The organism is Sorangiineae bacterium MSr11954 (assembly GCA_037157815.1).
GTDB lineage: Bacteria > Myxococcota_A > Polyangia > Polyangiales > Polyangiaceae > Pendulispora > Pendulispora albinea.
This window is the reverse complement of the sequence record CP089984.1, coordinates 4,670,708-4,688,658: the sequence shown is the minus strand read 5'-3', so window position 1 is coordinate 4,688,658 and position 17,951 is coordinate 4,670,708. Positions and strand designations below refer to the sequence as shown.

The 17,951-nt window shown below is 70.5% G+C and carries 8 protein-coding genes; all 8 read left to right on the top strand.

Annotated elements, in window-relative coordinates; translation table 11 throughout:
* The first annotated feature begins 8 nt into the window (after positions 1-8).
* The 8 genes from acpP (at position 9) to LZC94_18385 (ending at position 17,946) form a co-directional block, all read left to right on the top strand.
* Positions 9-332, top strand: a complete 324-nt coding sequence (gene acpP / locus LZC94_18420) for an acyl carrier protein (GenBank protein WXB19198.1) — start codon at positions 9-11, stop codon at positions 330-332.
* Positions 329-1,243, top strand: coding sequence for a TauD/TfdA family dioxygenase (locus LZC94_18415; protein ID WXB19197.1), 915 nt, complete (start codon positions 329-331; stop codon positions 1,241-1,243). Before acpP ends, LZC94_18415 begins: the two co-directional genes overlap by 4 nt.
* A complete protein-coding gene (locus LZC94_18410; protein ID WXB19196.1) occupies positions 1,230-1,748 on the top strand; it encodes an FcoT family thioesterase in 519 nt (172 codons plus the stop codon). Before LZC94_18415 ends, LZC94_18410 begins: the two co-directional genes overlap by 14 nt.
* A gap of 148 nt (positions 1,749-1,896) precedes the next feature.
* Positions 1,897-7,419 (top strand): SDR family NAD(P)-dependent oxidoreductase, encoded by a 5,523-nt coding sequence (locus LZC94_18405; protein WXB19195.1) that lies wholly within the window; start codon positions 1,897-1,899, stop codon positions 7,417-7,419.
* The gene (locus tag LZC94_18400) at positions 7,416-14,075 is read left to right on the top strand and encodes an alpha/beta fold hydrolase (protein WXB19194.1); all 6,660 of its coding nucleotides are present in this window, start codon (positions 7,416-7,418) and stop codon (positions 14,073-14,075) included. Before LZC94_18405 ends, LZC94_18400 begins: the two co-directional genes overlap by 4 nt.
* Before the next feature lie 4 nt (positions 14,076-14,079).
* Positions 14,080-15,612 carry a long-chain-fatty-acid--CoA ligase gene (locus LZC94_18395; GenBank protein ID WXB19193.1) on the top strand — a complete coding sequence of 511 codons (1,533 nt, stop codon included), beginning with the start codon at positions 14,080-14,082 and terminating at the stop codon, positions 15,610-15,612.
* A gap of 22 nt (positions 15,613-15,634) precedes the next feature.
* Positions 15,635-16,888 (top strand): aromatic ring-hydroxylating dioxygenase subunit alpha, encoded by a 1,254-nt coding sequence (locus tag LZC94_18390; protein ID WXB19192.1) that lies wholly within the window; start codon positions 15,635-15,637, stop codon positions 16,886-16,888.
* Positions 16,885-17,946 (top strand): efflux RND transporter periplasmic adaptor subunit, encoded by a 1,062-nt coding sequence (locus LZC94_18385; protein WXB19191.1) that lies wholly within the window; start codon positions 16,885-16,887, stop codon positions 17,944-17,946. Before LZC94_18390 ends, LZC94_18385 begins: the two co-directional genes overlap by 4 nt.
* Positions 17,947-17,951 lie beyond the last annotated feature (5 nt).

The window sequence follows — 17,951 nt, the reverse complement described above, 5'->3', positions numbered from 1 at the left end:
GAGGAACCATGTCATTCGATGCGTCCGACGCGATCGGCGAGAAAGTCCGTTTCGTTATTGCCGAGCATCTCGGTTGCGCGAAGACCTCGGTCACCCACGAGGCGCGCTTGCGCGAAGATCTTCGCGCCGACTCGTTCGACGTCATCGAGCTGCTTTTGGAGCTGGAGGAGAAATTCGCGACCACGGTCGACGAGAGGTTGGCAAACACATTTCGTACCGTCGCCGACGTGATCGCCTACATGGCCCGCCGCGTAAACGAAGTGCCGCCGTCCCGCGCGCCCGCCTCACGTCGATCGGTGGGTCTGGAGTCAACGAGGAGGAACGTACTGTGAAAATCGAATCGAGTGACAATTTGGGGGTCCAGGTCAGCGAGCTCCCCATTCAAAAGGTGTCGGCCGACGATGCCAAGAAGCTGGTATCGCTCGTGCACGAGCACAAAATGGTGATCCTGAAGGATCAGGAGTTCGACGAGACGGAGTACGTCGCCTTCTCCCGCGTGCTCGGGGTGCCGCAGGTCTATCCGCAAGCCAACTACCACCACCCCCAGTGGCCCGAAATTTTCGTATCGACGAACATTCCCGGGCCGAACGGGGAAAAGTGGGGGGTCAAGGGCACGGGGCGCTATTGGCACACCGACTGTGCATTTTTGCCCGACCCGCTGCCCTTCACCATGGTCACGCCGCGGGTGATCCCAAAGAGCTCGCGCGGGACGCTCTACATCGATATGCAGAGCGTCTATGACGCGTTGCCCAAGCGGCTGCGTGCCTTCGTGGACACGCACAACGCGATTCACGAAGGGAAATGGCGTTACAAGGTTCAACCGAGCGACACCGATCGCGCCATCATCGACATTCTCGACGAGCTCGAGAAGATCGCGCCGCCGGTTCCGCATCCCGCCGTCATCGTCCACCCGGTCACCAAGAAGCGGATCCTCTACATCAGCTCCGGCTTCACCACCGGCTTCGAGGGTGTCTCCTACGAGGAGGGAAAGCGCTGGCTGGCGGAGCTCGTGGAGTTCGTGGAGCGCGAGGAGCACGTTCATCAAAAGACGTGGCGCGGCGGCGAAATTCTGCTGTGGGACAACCGCGTGCTGATCCACAAAGCCGCCCACGGCGATCCCAACGAGCCGAATCGCAGCTACCGCATCGGGGTCTACGACGGCCTCCCCTTCTATGTCAACGCGACCCATCCCAGCCGGGCGGGGACGCCCGAGGAGCGCCATGCCGTCCATGCTGGCAACTAAGGCGACGAATGCCGCCGAATATCCGGTCGAGCCGGAGTTCATCGAGCAAATTCTGAGGCCCTATGTGAACAAGGGGTGCGTGTACCTGAAGTCGGCCGTCACGGAGATCAGCGAGGCCGGTGTATCCATTTATGCCGATTTCTCCATCCCCGAGTCGTGCTACATCGACTCCACGGGGCACTTCAATGCGGTGGAGTTCAACATTTGCTTGAACCAAATGTTCTACCTGGCCTGCGCCGACGGCGTGCGGCGCAAGGCATTGCCGGCCATGCACGCGTGGAGCGTGGACACCTTCAAGCAGAAGCAGCTCCCGGCCATGTTGATCACCCGCCTGCATAGCCGCTTTCGAAAGCCCATCAACGCCGTCAGCTTCCAAGGAAAAGGCACGATCGTGCGTATGCGGAAGCTGTCGAGCAAATTCATTCACACGCAGACCACGGCGGTCTTCTCGGATCCGGCCGGCGGCCTCGCGGACGGCGATATCGAGTTCGCGGCGCTCGTTTAGGCGGGATTCGTTCGTTTTGGCCGGTCGTTCTGGCCGGTTCTATTCTGGCCGGATTCGCTCGTTCTTCGGCCGGCTCTCTCTCTTTGTTTGCTTCGTTTTGCGCAGCGTCGCTCGGGAGCGGTGCTGGAGCATTTCAGGAGTATGGTTCATGGCCCAGCAAAGTGTGCTCGAGCAGTTGAAGTCTCATTCCGGGGCGGCGCGAAAGCGCCATCTTCGGCGGTACGTGTTGGATATTTTGAGCGCCATCGTGGACGAGCAGGACTCGATCGACGGGGACCATCGTTTCATGGATTTGAGCAGCGACTCGCTCAAAGCGGTCGAAATGAAGCAGCAGCTCGAGCGCGATCTGGGGCTGAAGCTGCGCAGCACGCTGCTGTTCGATCATCCGACGCCCAACGCGCTTTGCGACCATCTGTACGAGCGGCTGGAGGATGCAGCGCCGGCCGTAGCCCCCGCCGATGCGCCGGCACCGATGATGCGCGATGATTTTGCGTCGGAGCCGATCGCCATCGTGGGGGCCTCGTGCCGATTTCCCGGGGGTGCCGACAGCCTGGAGGCGTACTGGAGGCTCCTCTCCGAGGGGCGCGACGCCATCGAGACGTTCGATCCGGCCAAGCTCGGGCCGCGCAAGCGGGTCACGGCGCTGCTCGATACCTTTCCGCCGTTTGGGGGGCTGATCTCGGAGATCGATGCGTTCGATGCGCGGCTGTTCGGGATTTCGCCGAAGGAAGCGGTCGACATCGATCCGCAGCAGCGCGTGCTCATGCAGGTCTGCTGGGAGGCGATGGAGAACGCGTGCATGGCGCCGCGGCTGGGGGCGCGCCGGGACGTGGCGGTGTTCGTCGCGACGCGCGGCACCGAGTACCACGAGGAGACGTTGGAGGAGGCGGATCCCGCCTACCATGGTACGGGGGCTTCGGTCGCGAGCCTCGCGGGGCGGCTGGCGCATGGATTCGGTTTTCGCGGCGCGGCCGTTACGCTCGACACGGCGTGCTCGGGCTCGTTGGTCGCACTTCATTATGCCGTGCAGGAGCTGCGCCGGGGGGACTGCGCCCGCGCCATCGCCGCAGGGGTGAACCTGCTGGTATCGGGCTTCGCGAGCCGCGCCACGCACGCCGCGAAGATGCTGGCGCCCGATGGGCGCTGCAAGGCATTCTCCGCCCGCGCCGATGGGTACGTGCGCTCGGAGGGGTGCGCCGTGGTGGTGCTGCGGCGCTTGCGCGATGCGCTCGCCGAGGGCGATCCGGTGCTGGGGGTGATCCGCGGCAGCGCGGTCAACCAAGATGGAATGACCAGCGGGCTCACGGTCCCCAGCGGCACCGCGCAGCAGGAGGTCATCCGGCGGGCGCTCGACGATGCGCGGGTAAACCCGGAGGAGATCAGCTACGTGGAGTGCCATGGCACCGGCACCGAGCTGGGGGATCCCATCGAGGTCCAAGCGCTGAGCGAGGCGCTCGGGGCACCGATGCGCCAGGAGCCGCTGCGCATTGGGTCGGTGAAGAGCCAGATCGGGCACCTCGAGCCGGCCGCGGGGCTCGCGGGGGTGCTCAAGGTGCTCTTGGCCATGCGGCATCGGAGCCTGCCGGCCACCTTGCACTGCAAGGGCGAGCTCAATCCGTATGTGGATTGGGAGGGCTTGAACGTGCTGCCGAACAGCGAGCCGCGGGCGTGGTCGCATGACGGATCGAGCCAATCGAACCAATCGAACGAGACGGAGGTGCTCGCGGGGGTGAGCTCGTTTGGCTTCACGGGGACCAATGCGCATGTGGTGTTGGCCTCGGCAAATGCTGCGAACGCGGCGATCGGCGCGAACGCGGCGATCGGCGCGAACGCAGCGATCGGCGCGAACGACGTGAACGAAACGAACGCGGCGATCGAAACGAACGCAGCGATCGGCGCGAACGACGTGAACGAAACGAACGCGGCGATCGAAACGAACGCAGCGATCGGCGCGAACGACGTGAACGAGGCGAAGGAGCCGCCCGCCGGGTGGTGGCCGGTGCTGACGTTGTCGGCCGCGGAGCCGGAGGCGCTGGACGATCTGGTGGCGCGCTGGTCGGCGTGGCTCGCGGGCCGAAGCGAGGGCGATGTGGACGCGGCGTGCCGGGCCTCGAATACGGGCCGATCGCAGCTGCCGTACCGGCGCGCGTTTCGGGCGGCGAGGCCCCAGGCGCTGGCGACCGCGATTCAGGGCCGCAAAGACCATGGCCGGGCGCAGCGCAAAGAGCGCGGACCGGTGGCCATTGCGCTGACGGGCGACGCGGCCGCGCTCGAGCGCCTGGCGTCGTCGCACCGCGAGGGTTGGCCGGCGCTGGCCGCGGCGCTCGAGGGGCGGACGCGCGCCATCGAGGCGGTCGCCGGGGTGTCGCTGCGCACGGGCTCGGGATCGCCGAGGCAGGCGGAGCTTCGCGGGCTGGCGGCGGCGTGCGCGTTGGGGGATGCGCTGGTGGCGCTCGGGCTCGCGCCGGAGCGCTGGGTCGGCGAGGGCATGGGGGCTTTCGCCGCCCATGTGCTCACGGGCACGTCGCTCGATCGCGCGGTGGCCGCCATTGGGTTTGGTGGCGCGCTCGCGCCCTCGCCGGTGCTGGCGTTGTCGGAGGGCACGCGCGACGAGCTCGCGAACGCGGAGATTCATCGGGTGTTGGCCGTGGGGTACGGCCGGCGTGAGCTCTTGCCGGGCGCCCTCTGGCTGTCGGAGGGCCACGAGGCGCGGGGGAGATTGGTCTCCACGTTGTTCGAAGAAGGCTACGATTTGCATTGGGACACGGTGCGGCCGCCGGCGCGCGGGCGGGTGCTCGATCTGCCCACCTACCCGTTTCGCAAGACGGCGTTCTGGCGGCCGCTCGATGGCGCCGCCCGCCGGCTGGGCGAAGAGCCCGAGGCGGCGCCGATGACGTCGGAGCTGTACAGCCCCGCCTTTGTCGCCGGGGAGCGGGTGTTCCGGATCGAGCTGGATCCGCGGCGTCTGCCGTGGCTTCGCGATCACGTGGTGGAGAGCGTTCCGGTGCTCCCGGCGGCGGGGGTGCTCGAGGTGCTGCGCCGGGTGGGCCGAACCTTGCTCGAGGGCGAGGTGGTCGGGATCGAGGATCTCCGGCTCGAGCGGGCCATTCGGGTGAGCGAGCGGCGCCAAGACTTGCAGGTGCTGGCGCGGCCGGCGCCGCGGGGTTCCGGGGGCGGGTTCGAGCTGGAGATCAGCTCCGCGCGGCCGGATGCACCTGCGCGCTTCTCCCGGCACGCGCGCGCGCGCATCGTTCCTGCTGCGGCGCTCGCGGACGCGGCGCCACGGGTCCCCGCGCGCGCCGAGCCCGAGGCGGCGGAGGCGTTTCCGCTCGAGGAGCTCTATGCGCAGCTCGAGCAGGCGGGCGTGCGCCATGGGCCGGCGTTTCGTGCGATGGCGCAGCTTCTCGTGCCGCGCGGTGCGGCGGATCGGGCCGAGGTCGAGGTGAGCGTTCCTTCGGAGCGGGAGGAAGCGTGGGGGCCGATTGGCGTCGATGCGTGCTTCATCGCCTCGGCGGCGCTCCTCCACGCGAGCGGCGATCGGATCCCGCGGCTGCCGTCCGGGTGCGCGCGCGCGGTCTTTTACGGCCCGCCGCCGCGCGAGGTGCGCGCGTCCGTGCGGCTGCTCCCGAACGGCACGCCCGACGAGGTGAGGGTCGACGTCGAGGTCTTCGATGCGGCGCATCGTCCGGTGGCCACCGTGAGCGGGCTCGCGCTCACGGCCCGCGATCGCGCGGCGGCCGAGGACGTGAGCGCCCTGCGCGCGCTGCCGTTCGCGTGGACCGCGCGCGAGCTTCCGCTCGATGCGCACGCGGGGCCCACCAAGTTCCACGTGGTGGCCGACGATCTCCACGTCTCGGAGAAGCTGTGCAGCGTGCTGCGGCAGGTGCACAAGATCGACGCGCGCTCGTATGCGCTCGACGCGACGGACGCGCTCGATGCGCGCGCGCGCGACCTCGATGACGACGTGGTGCACCATGTGGTGCTGGCGAACTACCGGCTCTCGGGACCGAGCTTCCTCGAGGCGGCCTTGCCGCTGCTGCGCTCCGTCGCGACCGCGCCTGGCGGGAGCGCGCCGCGCGGTCGGACGTGCCTCTGGATCGTGACGAGCGGCGTGTTCTCCACCGCAGCCACCGCCCCGCAGGCCTTCCGAGCCCTCAGCCGGGCGTCCGTGTGGGGCTTCGGGCGGTCGCTTCAGCAGGAGCTCCCGTCGCTGTCGTGCACCTTGCTCGACGTCGACGCGGGCATCACGGTCGAGGCGGCGTGCGAGCTCCTGGCCTCGGAGTTCCGCCGCAACCGGCGCGATGCGCAGGTTCGTTACGTGGACGGCACGCGGCAGGCACCGCGCATCGGGGCGCAGGCCATCGTGCCGGCGCGCCCGCCGGCCAAGCCGGAGTTGAAGCGCGACGCGAGCTACGTGGTCACGGGCGGCTCGGGCGCGCTGGGGCGCATCGTGGCCGAGCAGCTCGCGGTGGCGGGCGCCGGCCACATCGTCCTCGCGAGCCGCCGGCCGAACGAGCTCGAAGGCTTGGGCGCGCGCATGGCGTCCTTGGGGACCGCGATCACCCTCTGGGAGGTGGACGTGTCGGATCGCCGCGCCCTCGAGGCGCACATCGAGCGCCTGCGCGCGTCCGGCCCGCCGCTTCGAGGCATCGTGCACCTGGCGGGCGTGCTGGCCGATCGCACCGTCGAGGCCATCACCCCGGCGGATCTCACCCGTGCGTTCGCGCCCAAGATCGATGGAACGTGGAACCTCCACGAGCTCACGTCGGATCTCGAGCTCGACTTCTTCGTGGGTTTTTCGTCCCTCGCCGCGGCGCTCGGGAGCCCGGGCCAGGCGTGCTATGCGGGCGGCAACGCCTTCATCGACGCGCTGGTCGAGGCGCGCCAGCGCGCGGGCCTCCCCGCCACGAGCCTGCAGTGGGGACCTTGGGCGGAGGTGGGCATGGCCGCGCAGCACGCGGGCAACACGGAGCGGCTCGCCCGGCTCGGGGTCGAGGCGATCCCGCTGGATGGCGCGGTCGGCCAGATGGCGTCCGTCCTTCACCAGCCGCCCGCGGGGGTGGTGCTGGTGGCCAAGATGAACTGGACCACGTACGCGCGCGAGCTCTTGGATCCACGGCTGCGGGCGCTGCTCCCGCTGGGCGCGCAGCCCGACGAGAGCATCGCCGAGGCCGGCGCCCTGCGCGCGGAGCTGCGCGCGCTCGGGAGCGAGCGGCCCGAGCTCGTGGTGCGGCGGGTGGACGAGTACATCCGCGAGCGGGTGCTCGCCGCCAGCGGGAGCCACGCGCTCTCGGAGCACGACTCCTTCTTCGAGCTGGGCCTCGACTCGCTCCAAGCCGTGTCCATCCGCGCCCGCATCGAGCGCGATCTGGCGGTGTCGCTCGCGCCGTCGGCCGTCTTCGACTACCCGACCCTCGCGACCTTGCGCGACCACTTGCTGTACGACCACCTCGAGGTGCCGCGATCCCGCGCGGAGACCGGCTTCTCTGCGGCGTACGCGCCGGTGGTCGCCGCACCACCGGGGGTGGCGCCGCCGCCGGGGATCGCCGCGCCGCCCACGGCACCGCAGGGCGAGGTGCGCGGACGCACGGCGGCCACCATGGATGCGGCGGCGCTCTTGGCGGAGCTGGAGCTGGGGCTGTCGTCTCTGGAGCGGGAGCTCGGCCGGTGACCACCTCGAACCAACACGAAAACGCCATGCTGGCCAAGGCGCTGGAGCTCGTGAACGCCAGCTCCGCCAAGCTCGAACGCATGCGGGCGCGCGAGCGAAGCCCGATCGCGATCACGGGGCGCGCCCTTCGCTTTCCGGGCGGCTGCACCAGCCCCGCGGCCTTGTGGGATCTTTTGGCCCGCGGCGGCGACGCCACGGAGGAGACCCCTGCCGATCGCTGGAACGGGCGCGCGTACCACGCGAGCTCGGGCATCACCCCCGGCAAGAGCATCACCCGCCGCGGCGGCTTCGTGCACCGGGTGCGCGAGTTCGACGCGGGCTTCTTCGGCATCTCCGCCCGGGAGGCGCGCGAGCTCGATCCGCAGCAGCGGATGCTCCTGGAGGTCACCTGGGAGGCGCTGGAAGATGCGCTCCTTCCGCCCTCGCAGCTGCGCGGCACGGCCACGGGCGTGTTCGTCGGCATCTGCAGCAGCGACTACAACGCGCTGGCCCTGCGGCTGCCGCTCGACAAGCTGACCGGCTACGCGGGCACCGGCATGGGCCGCAGCCCGTCGGCCGGCCGCATCTCGTACGTGTTGGGGCTCAAAGGGCCGGCCTTCGCGGTCGACACCGCGTGCTCGTCGTCGCTGGTGGCGCTGCACGTGGCCGTCCAGAGCTTGCGGCGCGAAGAGTGCGAGCGCGCGATCGTGGCGGGCGTGAACTTGATCCTGGAGCCCTCGGGGCATATCGCGTTCTCGCAGGCGGGCATGCTCTCGCCCGATGGGCGCTGCAAGACCTTCAGCCACGCCGCCGACGGCTATTCGAGGGCCGAGGGCGTGGGTGTGCTCATTTTGGAGCGACGGGACGTGCTGGCCCCGAGCGGCCGCGCGCCGCTCGCCTGGGTGCGCGGCACGGCGCTCAATCAAGACGGGGCCGCCGGTGGGCTCACGGTGCCGAGCGGGCCCGCGCAGCAAGAGGTCATCCGCGCGGCGCTCGCCAGCGGAGGCCTCGATGCGCGCGACGTCTCGTACATCGAGGCGCACGGCACGGGCACGCCGCTCGGCGATGTCATCGAGGTCAACGCCATCGCGTCCGTGTTTCGTGCGACCCACGATGCGAGCCGGCCGCTGACCCTCGGGTCGATCAAGGCGAACGTCGGGCACATGGAGGCGGCGGCCGGGGTGGGGAGCCTCATCAAGCTGGTCGAGCAGCTGGTGCGGCGGCAGATCCCGCCGGCGCCGTCCTTCGGTCCGCTCAACGCGCGCATCCCTTGGAGCGATCTGCCGGTTCGGGTGCCGCACGCGGGCGCGCCCTGGGGCGCCGGCGGCGAGGTGCTCTACGGGGGGGTCAACTCGTTCGGCTTCAGCGGCACCAACGGGCACGCGGTCCTTTGCTCGACCACCGACGCGGACGCGCCCGCGCCCGCGCCCCAGGCTTGGATCCCGCATATTTTGCCCATCAGCGCGCGAACGGGCGCGGCGCTCGAGCGGATGCGCGAGCGGTACGCGGACTTCGCGGGCGCGACCCACGAGGCGCCCGCGGACCTATGCGCCAGCGCACAACGCGGGCGCGAGGCCATGCAAGAACGTATGTGCGCGATCGGGGCCGATCGGGCGCGCCTCTCGGAGATGCTGCGCTCGGGCGAAGGGCTGGTTCGGCCGCGGACGGAGGGGCCTGCGCGGCCCGCGATGGCGTGGCTCTTCAGCGGCCAAGGGGCGCAGCGCGCGCGCATGGGCGAGGCGCTGTACGCGAGGCTGCCCGTGTTTCGAAGCGCGCTCGATCGCTGCGCGGAGTGGCTGCGGGGGAACGCGGGCGTGGACCTCCCTGCGATCCTGTTCGGCGCGGCGCCGCCGGAGGCCATCCACCAGACCGCGAACGCGCAGCCCGCGCTGTTTGCCTACGAGTGGTCGCTCGCGCAGCAGTGGCTCGACTGGGGCCTCACGCCGGACTACGTGGCCGGCCACAGCGTGGGCGAGCTGGCGGCGGCGTGCGTGGCGGACGTCTTCTCCGTCGAGGACGGGCTGCGCCTCATCGCCGCGCGCGGGGCGCTGATGCAAGCGCTCCCGGGCGGCGGCAAGATGCTGGCGGTGCAGGCGGCGCTCGACGTGGTGAGCGATCAGGTCGCGGAGCACGCGCGCGGCATTTCGGTCGCCGCCATCAATGCGCCCGAGCAGGTGGTGCTCTCGGGCGACGGCGAAGCGCTCGAGCGGGTGGCGAAGGTGCTGGAGTCGCGCGGCGTGCGCCACACGTGGATGCGCGTCTCGCACGCGTTCCACTCGCCCCGGATGCGGCCCATGCTCGACGCGTTCGAGCGCGTGGCGAACCAGATCACGTACCGCGCGCCGCGCTTTCCGCTCGTCTCCAATGTGACGGGCGAGGTGGCGGACCGCGCGGTGGCGAGCGCGCGCTACTGGCGCGACCACGTGATGGCCACCGTGCAGTTCGCGCGCAGCATGCAGACGCTCGATCGCAAAGGCTGCCGCGTGTTCCTGGAGATCGGGCCCGCCCCGGTGCTGAGCGGTCTGGGGCGGCACAATGTACCGCGCGCCGACGTGGCCTGGGCGGCGAGCGCGCGCGGCGGGGGCGAGCTGGAGGCGCTGGAGCGATGCCTGGCCACGCTGTGGGTCGAGCGGCTCGGCGTCGCCTGGTCGAAGGTCCACGCGGGCGCGCCGGTGCCGCGGGTGGAGCTCCCGAAGTACGCGTTCGAGCGCAGCGTCTATTGGCTGCCGGAGGCGGGCCCGGTCATCGCCTCGGGCCGCGCGAGCGAGCACCCGCTGCTGGGCACCCGGCTGGAGACGCCGGCGCTCGGGAGCACCATCGTGCACGAGGGGGCGCTCGATCCCGTGGGCTCGCCCTACCTCTCCGATCACCGCGTCTTCGAGCAGGCCATCTTTCCGGCGACCGGCTACGCGGAGCTGCTGCTCGAGGCGGGGTGCGCGGCGGGGCTCGCGAGCCCGGCGCTCACGGCGCTCGAGATCGAGCGGCCGCTGCGCATCGCCGACGACGAGCCAAGCCGGTTCCAAGTCGTCTTCGGCGGCGCCGAGGGCGCAGCGCAGTGCCAAGTGCTCACACCGGTATCGCAGGATGGCGGCATCGAGTGGGTGCTGCTCTGCCGCGGGCAGGTGCACGCGTCGACAAGCGAGCCGGCGGACGCGCGCAAGCCGGCCAGCCCGGTGCGCAAGGAGCTCCCGGCGCTCACCGGGACCTCGGTCGACATCGCCGCGCTTCGCGCGCTCAACGCGCGAAAGGGGCTCGAGCACCGCGACCGCTTTTGGGCGCTCGTGCACGCCGTGCGCGAGGACCGGCGCGCCGTGGGGAGGCTGGAGCTCCACGCCGATCTCCGCGAGCAAGCGGCGGCGCATCGGATCCACCCGGTGCTCCTCGATGGATGCTTCCAGGTGGCCATGTGCCTCACGGAGGACGCCGCCGACTTGATCCTGCCGGTGGGCATCGACACCCTGCGGGTGCACCACCCCGGCGCCGCAGGCGGCATCTGCGAGGTGGTGCTGGAAGAGCGCGTTGGCGACGCGGTGTACCGCATCGCGCTCGCCCTCTATGCCGAAGACGGCACGCTCCTCGCCGAGGCCCAAGGCGTCACCGCGCGGCGCACCACCCGCGAGGCCATGCGACGAACCTTGGGCGCGGCGGTCCCGCAGGTGTTCTATGCGCGCGACCTCGTAACCACGTCGCGCATGGAGACGCCGGCTGCGCCGGTCACCGCAGAGGCGTCTGCCGCGCCGGGCACCACGGAGGCGTCTGCCGCGCCGGGCACTGCGGAGGCGTCTGCCGCGCCGGTCGCCGCGGAGGCGTCTGCCGCGCCGGTCACCGCGGAGGCGTCTGCCGCGAGGGGCACCACGGAGGCGTCTGCCGCGCCGATCACCGCGGAGGCGTCTGCCGCGAGGGGCACCACGGAGGCGTCTGCCGCGCCGGGCACTGCGGGTGCAGAGGCGTCTGCCGCGCCGGTCACCGCGGAGGCGTCTGCCGCGAGGGACTCCGTTCCTTGGCTGCTCGTCGCCCCGCCATCGCCCTTTCGAGACCAGGTCGACGCCCAAATTCGCGCTGTGTATGCCGGGAGCGACGTACTCCCCCTCGACCCAACCGCGCCCCTCGCCGACGCCGTCCAAAGAGCTGCAAACGGCATCCCCGACGTACCCGGCGCGATCCAAGTCGTCTACCTCGCAGCCTCCGCGCCAAATCTCGCCGAGGCGGCCAACGCCACGGCCGCCCACCTTCGCGCCCTGCGCGACCTGCTCGTCGAGCTCACGTCCAAGAGCGCCGGCCGCGACATTCGCCTGAGCATCGTCAGCGGCGCAGACGATCCCGCCGGATCGGCCGCCCTTCGCGCCTGGGTCGACTCGGCCGCCCGCGAGCTCCCGCAGCTGACGGGCCGCCTCATCGCGCTCGACGGCGCCGGATCGCGCGCCCCCGTGCCGGAGGCGAACATCGCGTCTTTGGGCCGCGACCTCGCGAGCGACCGCAGCGCCCATGAAGTCTGGCTCACCCATGGCGAGCGCCTCGAACCCCGCTGGCGCGCGCTCCCTGCCCCACAAGCCGATCCCGCGCGCGCCATCTCCGCCGCCGCCTCGTACCTGATCACGGGGGGCCTGGGCGCGCTGGGCCTCGCCTGCGCCGAACGCTTGATCCGGCTCGGCGCGCGCCACCTCGTGCTCGCCCATCGATCGACGCCGACGGCGGAGGCGCTGGCGGCGGTCGAGCGCTTCACCGGGCTGGGCACCGAGATCACGCTCGCGCGGATCGATGTCGCCCAACCCTCGGACGTGGCCCGCCTCTTTGCCAACCTCGCAGCATCGCCCTCGAAGCTCCAAGGCATCGTGCACCTCGCAGGCCGACTCCACGATGGCCTGCTGCACACCCAGGACGACATCGCCTTGGACGATGTGTTCGACCCCAAAGCGCGCGGCGCGCTCCTCCTTCACGAGCACGCGCGCGCCTTCGATCTGCGCTTCTTCGTCTTGTTCTCCTCGATCGGCGCCGCCTTTGGCTCCCCTGCGCAGACGTGCTACGCGGCCGCGAACGCGTTCTGCGACGGCCTCGTCGCGCTCCGGCGCCGCCAGGGCCTGCCGGGGTTGTCCATCCAGTGGGGACCGTGGGCCGACATCGGCATGGCCGCGCAGCTCGACCTCGAGCAGAGGACGCGCATGCAGCGCGCGGGCCTGCGCTACCTTTCGCCCCAAACCGCCCTCGACGCCTTCGAAGCGCTCCTGTTCGGCGACACCCCCGCGCACGTGCTCGTGGCGGACATCGCATGGGACGTCGCCGCCGAGCAGTGGCTTCTCCCCGGACAGCGCGCCTCCGGAAGCGGCTTGAGCTCCCGCTCGGCCAACGCATCCCTCGACTCGCCCGCCCTGCGCGCGCTCGCAGAGACGAGCCCCGAGGACCGCCCCCAGGCCCTCCGCGCCTTCCTCGACCTCGAGGTCCTGCGCGCCCTGGGCGAGGCGCCCGACAAAAAGCTGGACCCAAACGCCTCGCTCGCGCAGCTCGGGCTCGACTCGCTCGGCGCCGTCGATCTCACCAACCGCCTCGCGCGCGTCCTGAAGATCAAGCTCCCGCGACGACTGGAGCTGGACCAAGTCTCCATCGGCGCGCTCGCCAAGGCGCTCCTGGAGCAGCCGATCGCCTGGGACACCCTGCGCACCGATTCCGCCTCACCCACCCCCGCGCAGACCACCCCCACGCCGAGCAACCCCGCAGAGAGCCCCCCCGCGCCAAACGCCACCTCGGAACCGGCCCCCGCGTCCGACGAAACCGTCGACCAAGGAGGCCACGAACAAACGTGGCAAGGCCACCAGATCCGGCTGGGCGGCCTTCGCTGGGGCAGCGCCGAGACGGCGCGCACCGTGCTCCTCCACGGCATTCGTTCGCACGCAGGCGTCTGGGAACAGGTCGCCCACCGCGTGCACACCCGCGGGCACGACGTCATCGCGCCCGACATGCGCGGCCACGGTCGCTCGGAGCACGCCGCCCCCGGACACTTCCTCGACGTGATGGACATGCTCCGCGATCTCGAGGCGCTCCTCGGAGGCCGCGGCGACGAACCCGTGGTCCTCGGCGCGCACTCCTTCGGCTGCAGCATCGCCGTCCTGTACGCGGCCCTCTCACCGAACCGGGTGCGCGGCCTGGTGCTCGCCGAGCCGGTGATCCCGCTCCTCTACCAGCCGCCGGTCGACGTCGCGCTCCTCCGGAGCGCCATCGACGTGGTGCGCGCGCCGCAGAGGGTGCCCGCGCACCCGGTGATGGCGGAGCTCGAGACGGCCATCGAGCTCACGCAGCACGAGTACCCCGCCCTCTCGCGCGCCGCGTGCGAACGGCTGACGCGAAGGGTCCTCGCCACGAGCCCGCGAGGTCATCGCTGGACATGGGATCCGGCGCTGCGCGAGTTCGATCGCTACGGCGCGCTCTTCACGCACGCCTCGGAGCTCCTCGGATGGCTCGCGCACCTGCACGCGCCCGTGCACGTGTTCGTCGGCGCCGAGAGCCCGTACCGCACGCGCGCGGACGCCGAGAAGCTCTGCGAAGCGCTCCCGCGGGGCGCGATCCATGCGCTCCCCGGCACCCATCACGTGCACGTCGAACACCCCGATCCCATCGCCGAACGGCTGCTCGAGCTCCTCGCCCAGCGCGAGGAAACCTTCCTTCAATCCCAACCCGCCGCGTGAACCCATGATCTACGATCCCAACGTTACGACCTTGGCCAGCTTGATCCGCACCCAAGCGCGGGAGCGGCCGGACCGCATCGCCATCGTCTGCGAAGAGCAGCGCATCACGTACGCGGAGCTCGCCGAGCGAAGCTTGGAGCGGGCCGCGCAGCTCGCCGCCCTCTCGGTCTCCAAGGGCGATCGGGTCGCCTTGCTCGCGAAGGACGGGATCGCCTCGGTGGAGCTCCTGTTCGGGTGCGCCCTGCTCGGCGCCATCTTCGTGCCCATCAACTGGCGCCTTCAGCCGGCCGAGGTAACGTACATCGTCGAGAAGGCGAGCTGCCGCGCCATCTTCGTATCGTCCGAGCTCGCGGCCCTCGCCGCCGATGCGGGGCGCTCGTGCCCGGTGGTGCCGCTCGAGGCGCGCGCGCACGACGCGCCGAGGGTCGTCGGCTTTCCGGCCATCGACACGAACGACGCGGCCATTCAAATCTACACGGGCGGCACCACCGGGTACCCCAAAGGTGTTCAGCTGGCGCACCGAAGCTTCTTCGCGATCGCGCGCGAGTTCTGGGAGCGCAAGGAGCGCTGGCTCGGCTGGACCGAGGACGACGTGAGCCTCTGCGCCGTCCCGCTCTTTCACATCGGCGGGGTCTGGTGGCTGGTGCGCGGGCTCGCGTCGGGCGCCACCAATGTGCTGCTCCCGCAGTTCGTCGGGTGGAAGGCCATCGAGGCCATCGCCCGCCACCGGATCACCATGACGGCCTTCGTCCCGGCCATGATCGCCATGATGCTCGCGGAGCCGGACGCCTCGCCCGAGAAGTTCCGCTCCTTGCGAAACGCGGGGTACGGCGGCTCGCCCGCATCGCCCGCGCTGATCCAAGCCGCCATGAAGGCCTTTGGCTGCGACGTCTTGCAAGTGTACGGCTTGACCGAGACCGGCAACATGGCCGTCTGGCTCACCCCCGACGATCACAAAAACCACCCCGAGCGCCTGCTCGCCGCCGGCAAGCCTTACCCCGGGGTGGAGGTGAAGATCATCGACCCGCAAGGCGACCGGCTCGGGCCCATGCAGACCGGTGAGATTTGCATCCGCAGCCCGGCCGCCATGCTCGGCTATTGGAACGACGAAGAGGCCACCCGGCAAACGCTCCGCGACGGGTGGATCCACACCGGCGACGCCGGCTACCTCGACGCGGATGGGTACATCTACATCTCCGATCGCATCAAGGACATGATCTGCAGCGCCGGGGAGAACGTCTACCCGGCCGAGATCGAGCGCGTGCTCAGCGCGCACCCGGCCATCCGCGAGGTGGCGGTGATCGGTGTCCCGCACCCCGAGTGGGGCGAGGCCATCAAGGTGGTGGTGTCCCTCGAGCCGGGCGCGGAGCTCGACTTGCGCGACATGCGCACGTTCTGCCGCGGCAAGCTGGCGAGCTTCAAGGTGCCCTCGAGCCTCGACATCGTGGACGCGCTGCCGCGAACGGCCATCGGCAAGATCAAGAAGACCGCCCTGCGCGAGACGTACTGGGCGCAAGAAGCGCGCAAGGTCGGATGAAAGGTCCGAAAGGAGCGAGCCCGTGAAACGAGAGACCCAGATCGCGCTCATCGAGCGAATCCTGCACCACGTCCAGGGCGGCACCACGGACATCGCGGAGCAACCCCAGCCCTTCTCGCCCTCCATCTACGAGAACCGCGAACGGTTCGAGGCCGAGCGCGAGACCCTGTTCCGAAAGTACCCGCTGGTGCTCGGCTTCTCCTCGCAGATCCCCGCGCCGGGCGACTTCATCACCAACGACTTCACCGGCGCGCCCGTCCTCATGGTGCGCGATGCGGGCGGCGAGGTGCGCGCGTTCCTCAACGTCTGCCGCCACCGCGGGGTGAAGGTCGCGCAGCAGCCGCAGGGCAACTGCCGGCGCTTCGTCTGCCCGTACCACGCGTGGTCGTACGATCTCGATGGGAAGCTGCATAGCTTGCCCGAGAAGCGCTGCTTTCCCAACTTGAAGACCGACGCGGTCAAGCTCATCGAGCTCCCGGCCGCCGAACGGCACGGGATGATCTTCGTCATCACCACCCCGGGCGAGCCCTTCGACATCGACGCCTACCTGGGCGCGTTCGGGGCCGACTTGGGCTCCTACGGGCTCGATGGATACTACGTGAGCAACGCCAAGAACGTCCCCGGACGCATCAACTGGAAGCTCATGATCGAGGCGAACCAGGAGTCGTACCACATCAACTTTCTCCACGGACGCACCGCCGGCCGGCGCTACCGCGATCAGTGCTCCCTGCTCGATCTCGACTTCCCGCACACGCGCAGCGTGCTCGTTCACTCGAGCGCCGGACGCAGCCCGCTGCCCGAGGATCGAGCCGACTGGAGCCTGCTCGACTACGCCGACCTCGTGTACTTCATCTTCCCGAACACCTTGGCGCTCTGGGCCGGCGACGGCGTGCAGGTCATCTCCGCCTTTCCCCAAGACGTGGGGACATCGATCATGCAAGGCGCCCGCCTCGAGCGCCCCACCGCCACCAGCCGCGCGGCGCAGGACTTCGCGGCTGCGTTCTACGGGAACTACTGGCGCACCATCGGCGAGGACATCCAGGTCTCCGAGACGATCCAGCTGGGCGCGCGCGCCCGCTCCGGGGTGCCGCTGAACCTGGGCGGCAACGAGGTCACCATCGCGGAGTTCCATCGCGCCATCGAACGCGCGCTGGACGGCTCGCTCCCCGTGCTCCGCCCGCCGCTGGCGCCGTCGGAGCAAGCCGCGCCGCCAGCACCATCGGCCGCGTGGCCCGGCGCCCCGGTGACCAACGGTACGGGAGCGGCCGCACATTGAACCGGCGCCGCGCCGTCTCGCTCCTTGGCCTCGGAATGGGGATGGGCACCTTCCTCTTCCTCATCGGGGGTTGCTCACGCCCCGCGCCCGTGGAGGCGCGCGAGTCCGAGGGCGACGGCGCCATCGCCGTGCGCATGGCGCCGGTGGAGCACGGACCTTACACGCGGCACCTGCGGGTGGCGGGTGTCGTGCATAGGAAGAGCGAGGTGAACCTCGCCTTTCTGGTGGGCGGCATCGTCACCAAGGTCACCGTGCACGAGGGGGATCGCGTGCGCAAAGGGCAAGTCCTGGCGACCTTGGATCCCACCGCAGTGGACGCACGGCGAACGGAGGCCGTCGAGGGTGCGCGCAAGGCCGAGCGCGATCTCGCGCGGGTCCGTGTCCTTCACGCGTCCGGCGCGGTGCCGGCCATCGAGCTGGAGAACGCGCAGACCAACGTGGCCCTCGCGCGCGCGGCCGCTCGAGGCGCGCAGTTCCATGCCCGCCATGCCACCCTGGTCGCACCGGAGGCCGGCGTGGTCGATCAACGCCATGTCGATGTCGGCGAGGTGGTGGCGCCCGGCTCCCCCGCCTTTCACGTGAGCGGCTCCTCGCAAGGCGCGGTGGTGCGGGCGCCTTATGCCTCGCGCGACGTCGTCCGCATGCGCGTGGGCGATCCGGCGCGGGTGGTGCTGGACGTCGCGCCCGAAGCGCCCTTGGTGGCCCGGGTCTCGCAGATCGCGGCCGCCGCCTCGCCCGGAACCGGTGGCTACGAGGTGGAGCTCGCGCTGGCCGAGCCGCCGCCGTACCTTCTCTCCGGGCTCACCGCCAAAGTCGAGACGGAGCAGCTCGAGCCCGCGAGCGCCGTGGTTCCCGTCGGTGCGCTGCTCGACGGCGACGCCCTGCAGGCCAGCGCCTATGTGGTCGAAGCCGGCAAGGCCAAGCGGGTCCCGGTGACCATCCGCTCGATCGCGGGCGATCGAGCGGTGCTCGCGTCGGGCCTCGAGCACCAGGAGCTCGTGGTCAAGGCAGGGATCTCGGACCTCCGCGACGGCGCCCCCGTGCGCGTCCTTCCATAGGGGAC

Coding starts and splice junctions, on each gene's coding strand:
- acpP (WXB19198.1), top strand. CDS start 9: ATGTCATTCGATGCGTCCGACGCGATCGGCGAGAAAGTCCGTTTCGTT.
- LZC94_18410 (WXB19196.1), top strand. CDS start 1,230: ATGCTGGCAACTAAGGCGACGAATGCCGCCGAATATCCGGTCGAGCCG.
- LZC94_18405 (WXB19195.1), top strand. CDS start 1,897: ATGGCCCAGCAAAGTGTGCTCGAGCAGTTGAAGTCTCATTCCGGGGCG.
- LZC94_18395 (WXB19193.1), top strand. CDS start 14,080: ATGATCTACGATCCCAACGTTACGACCTTGGCCAGCTTGATCCGCACC.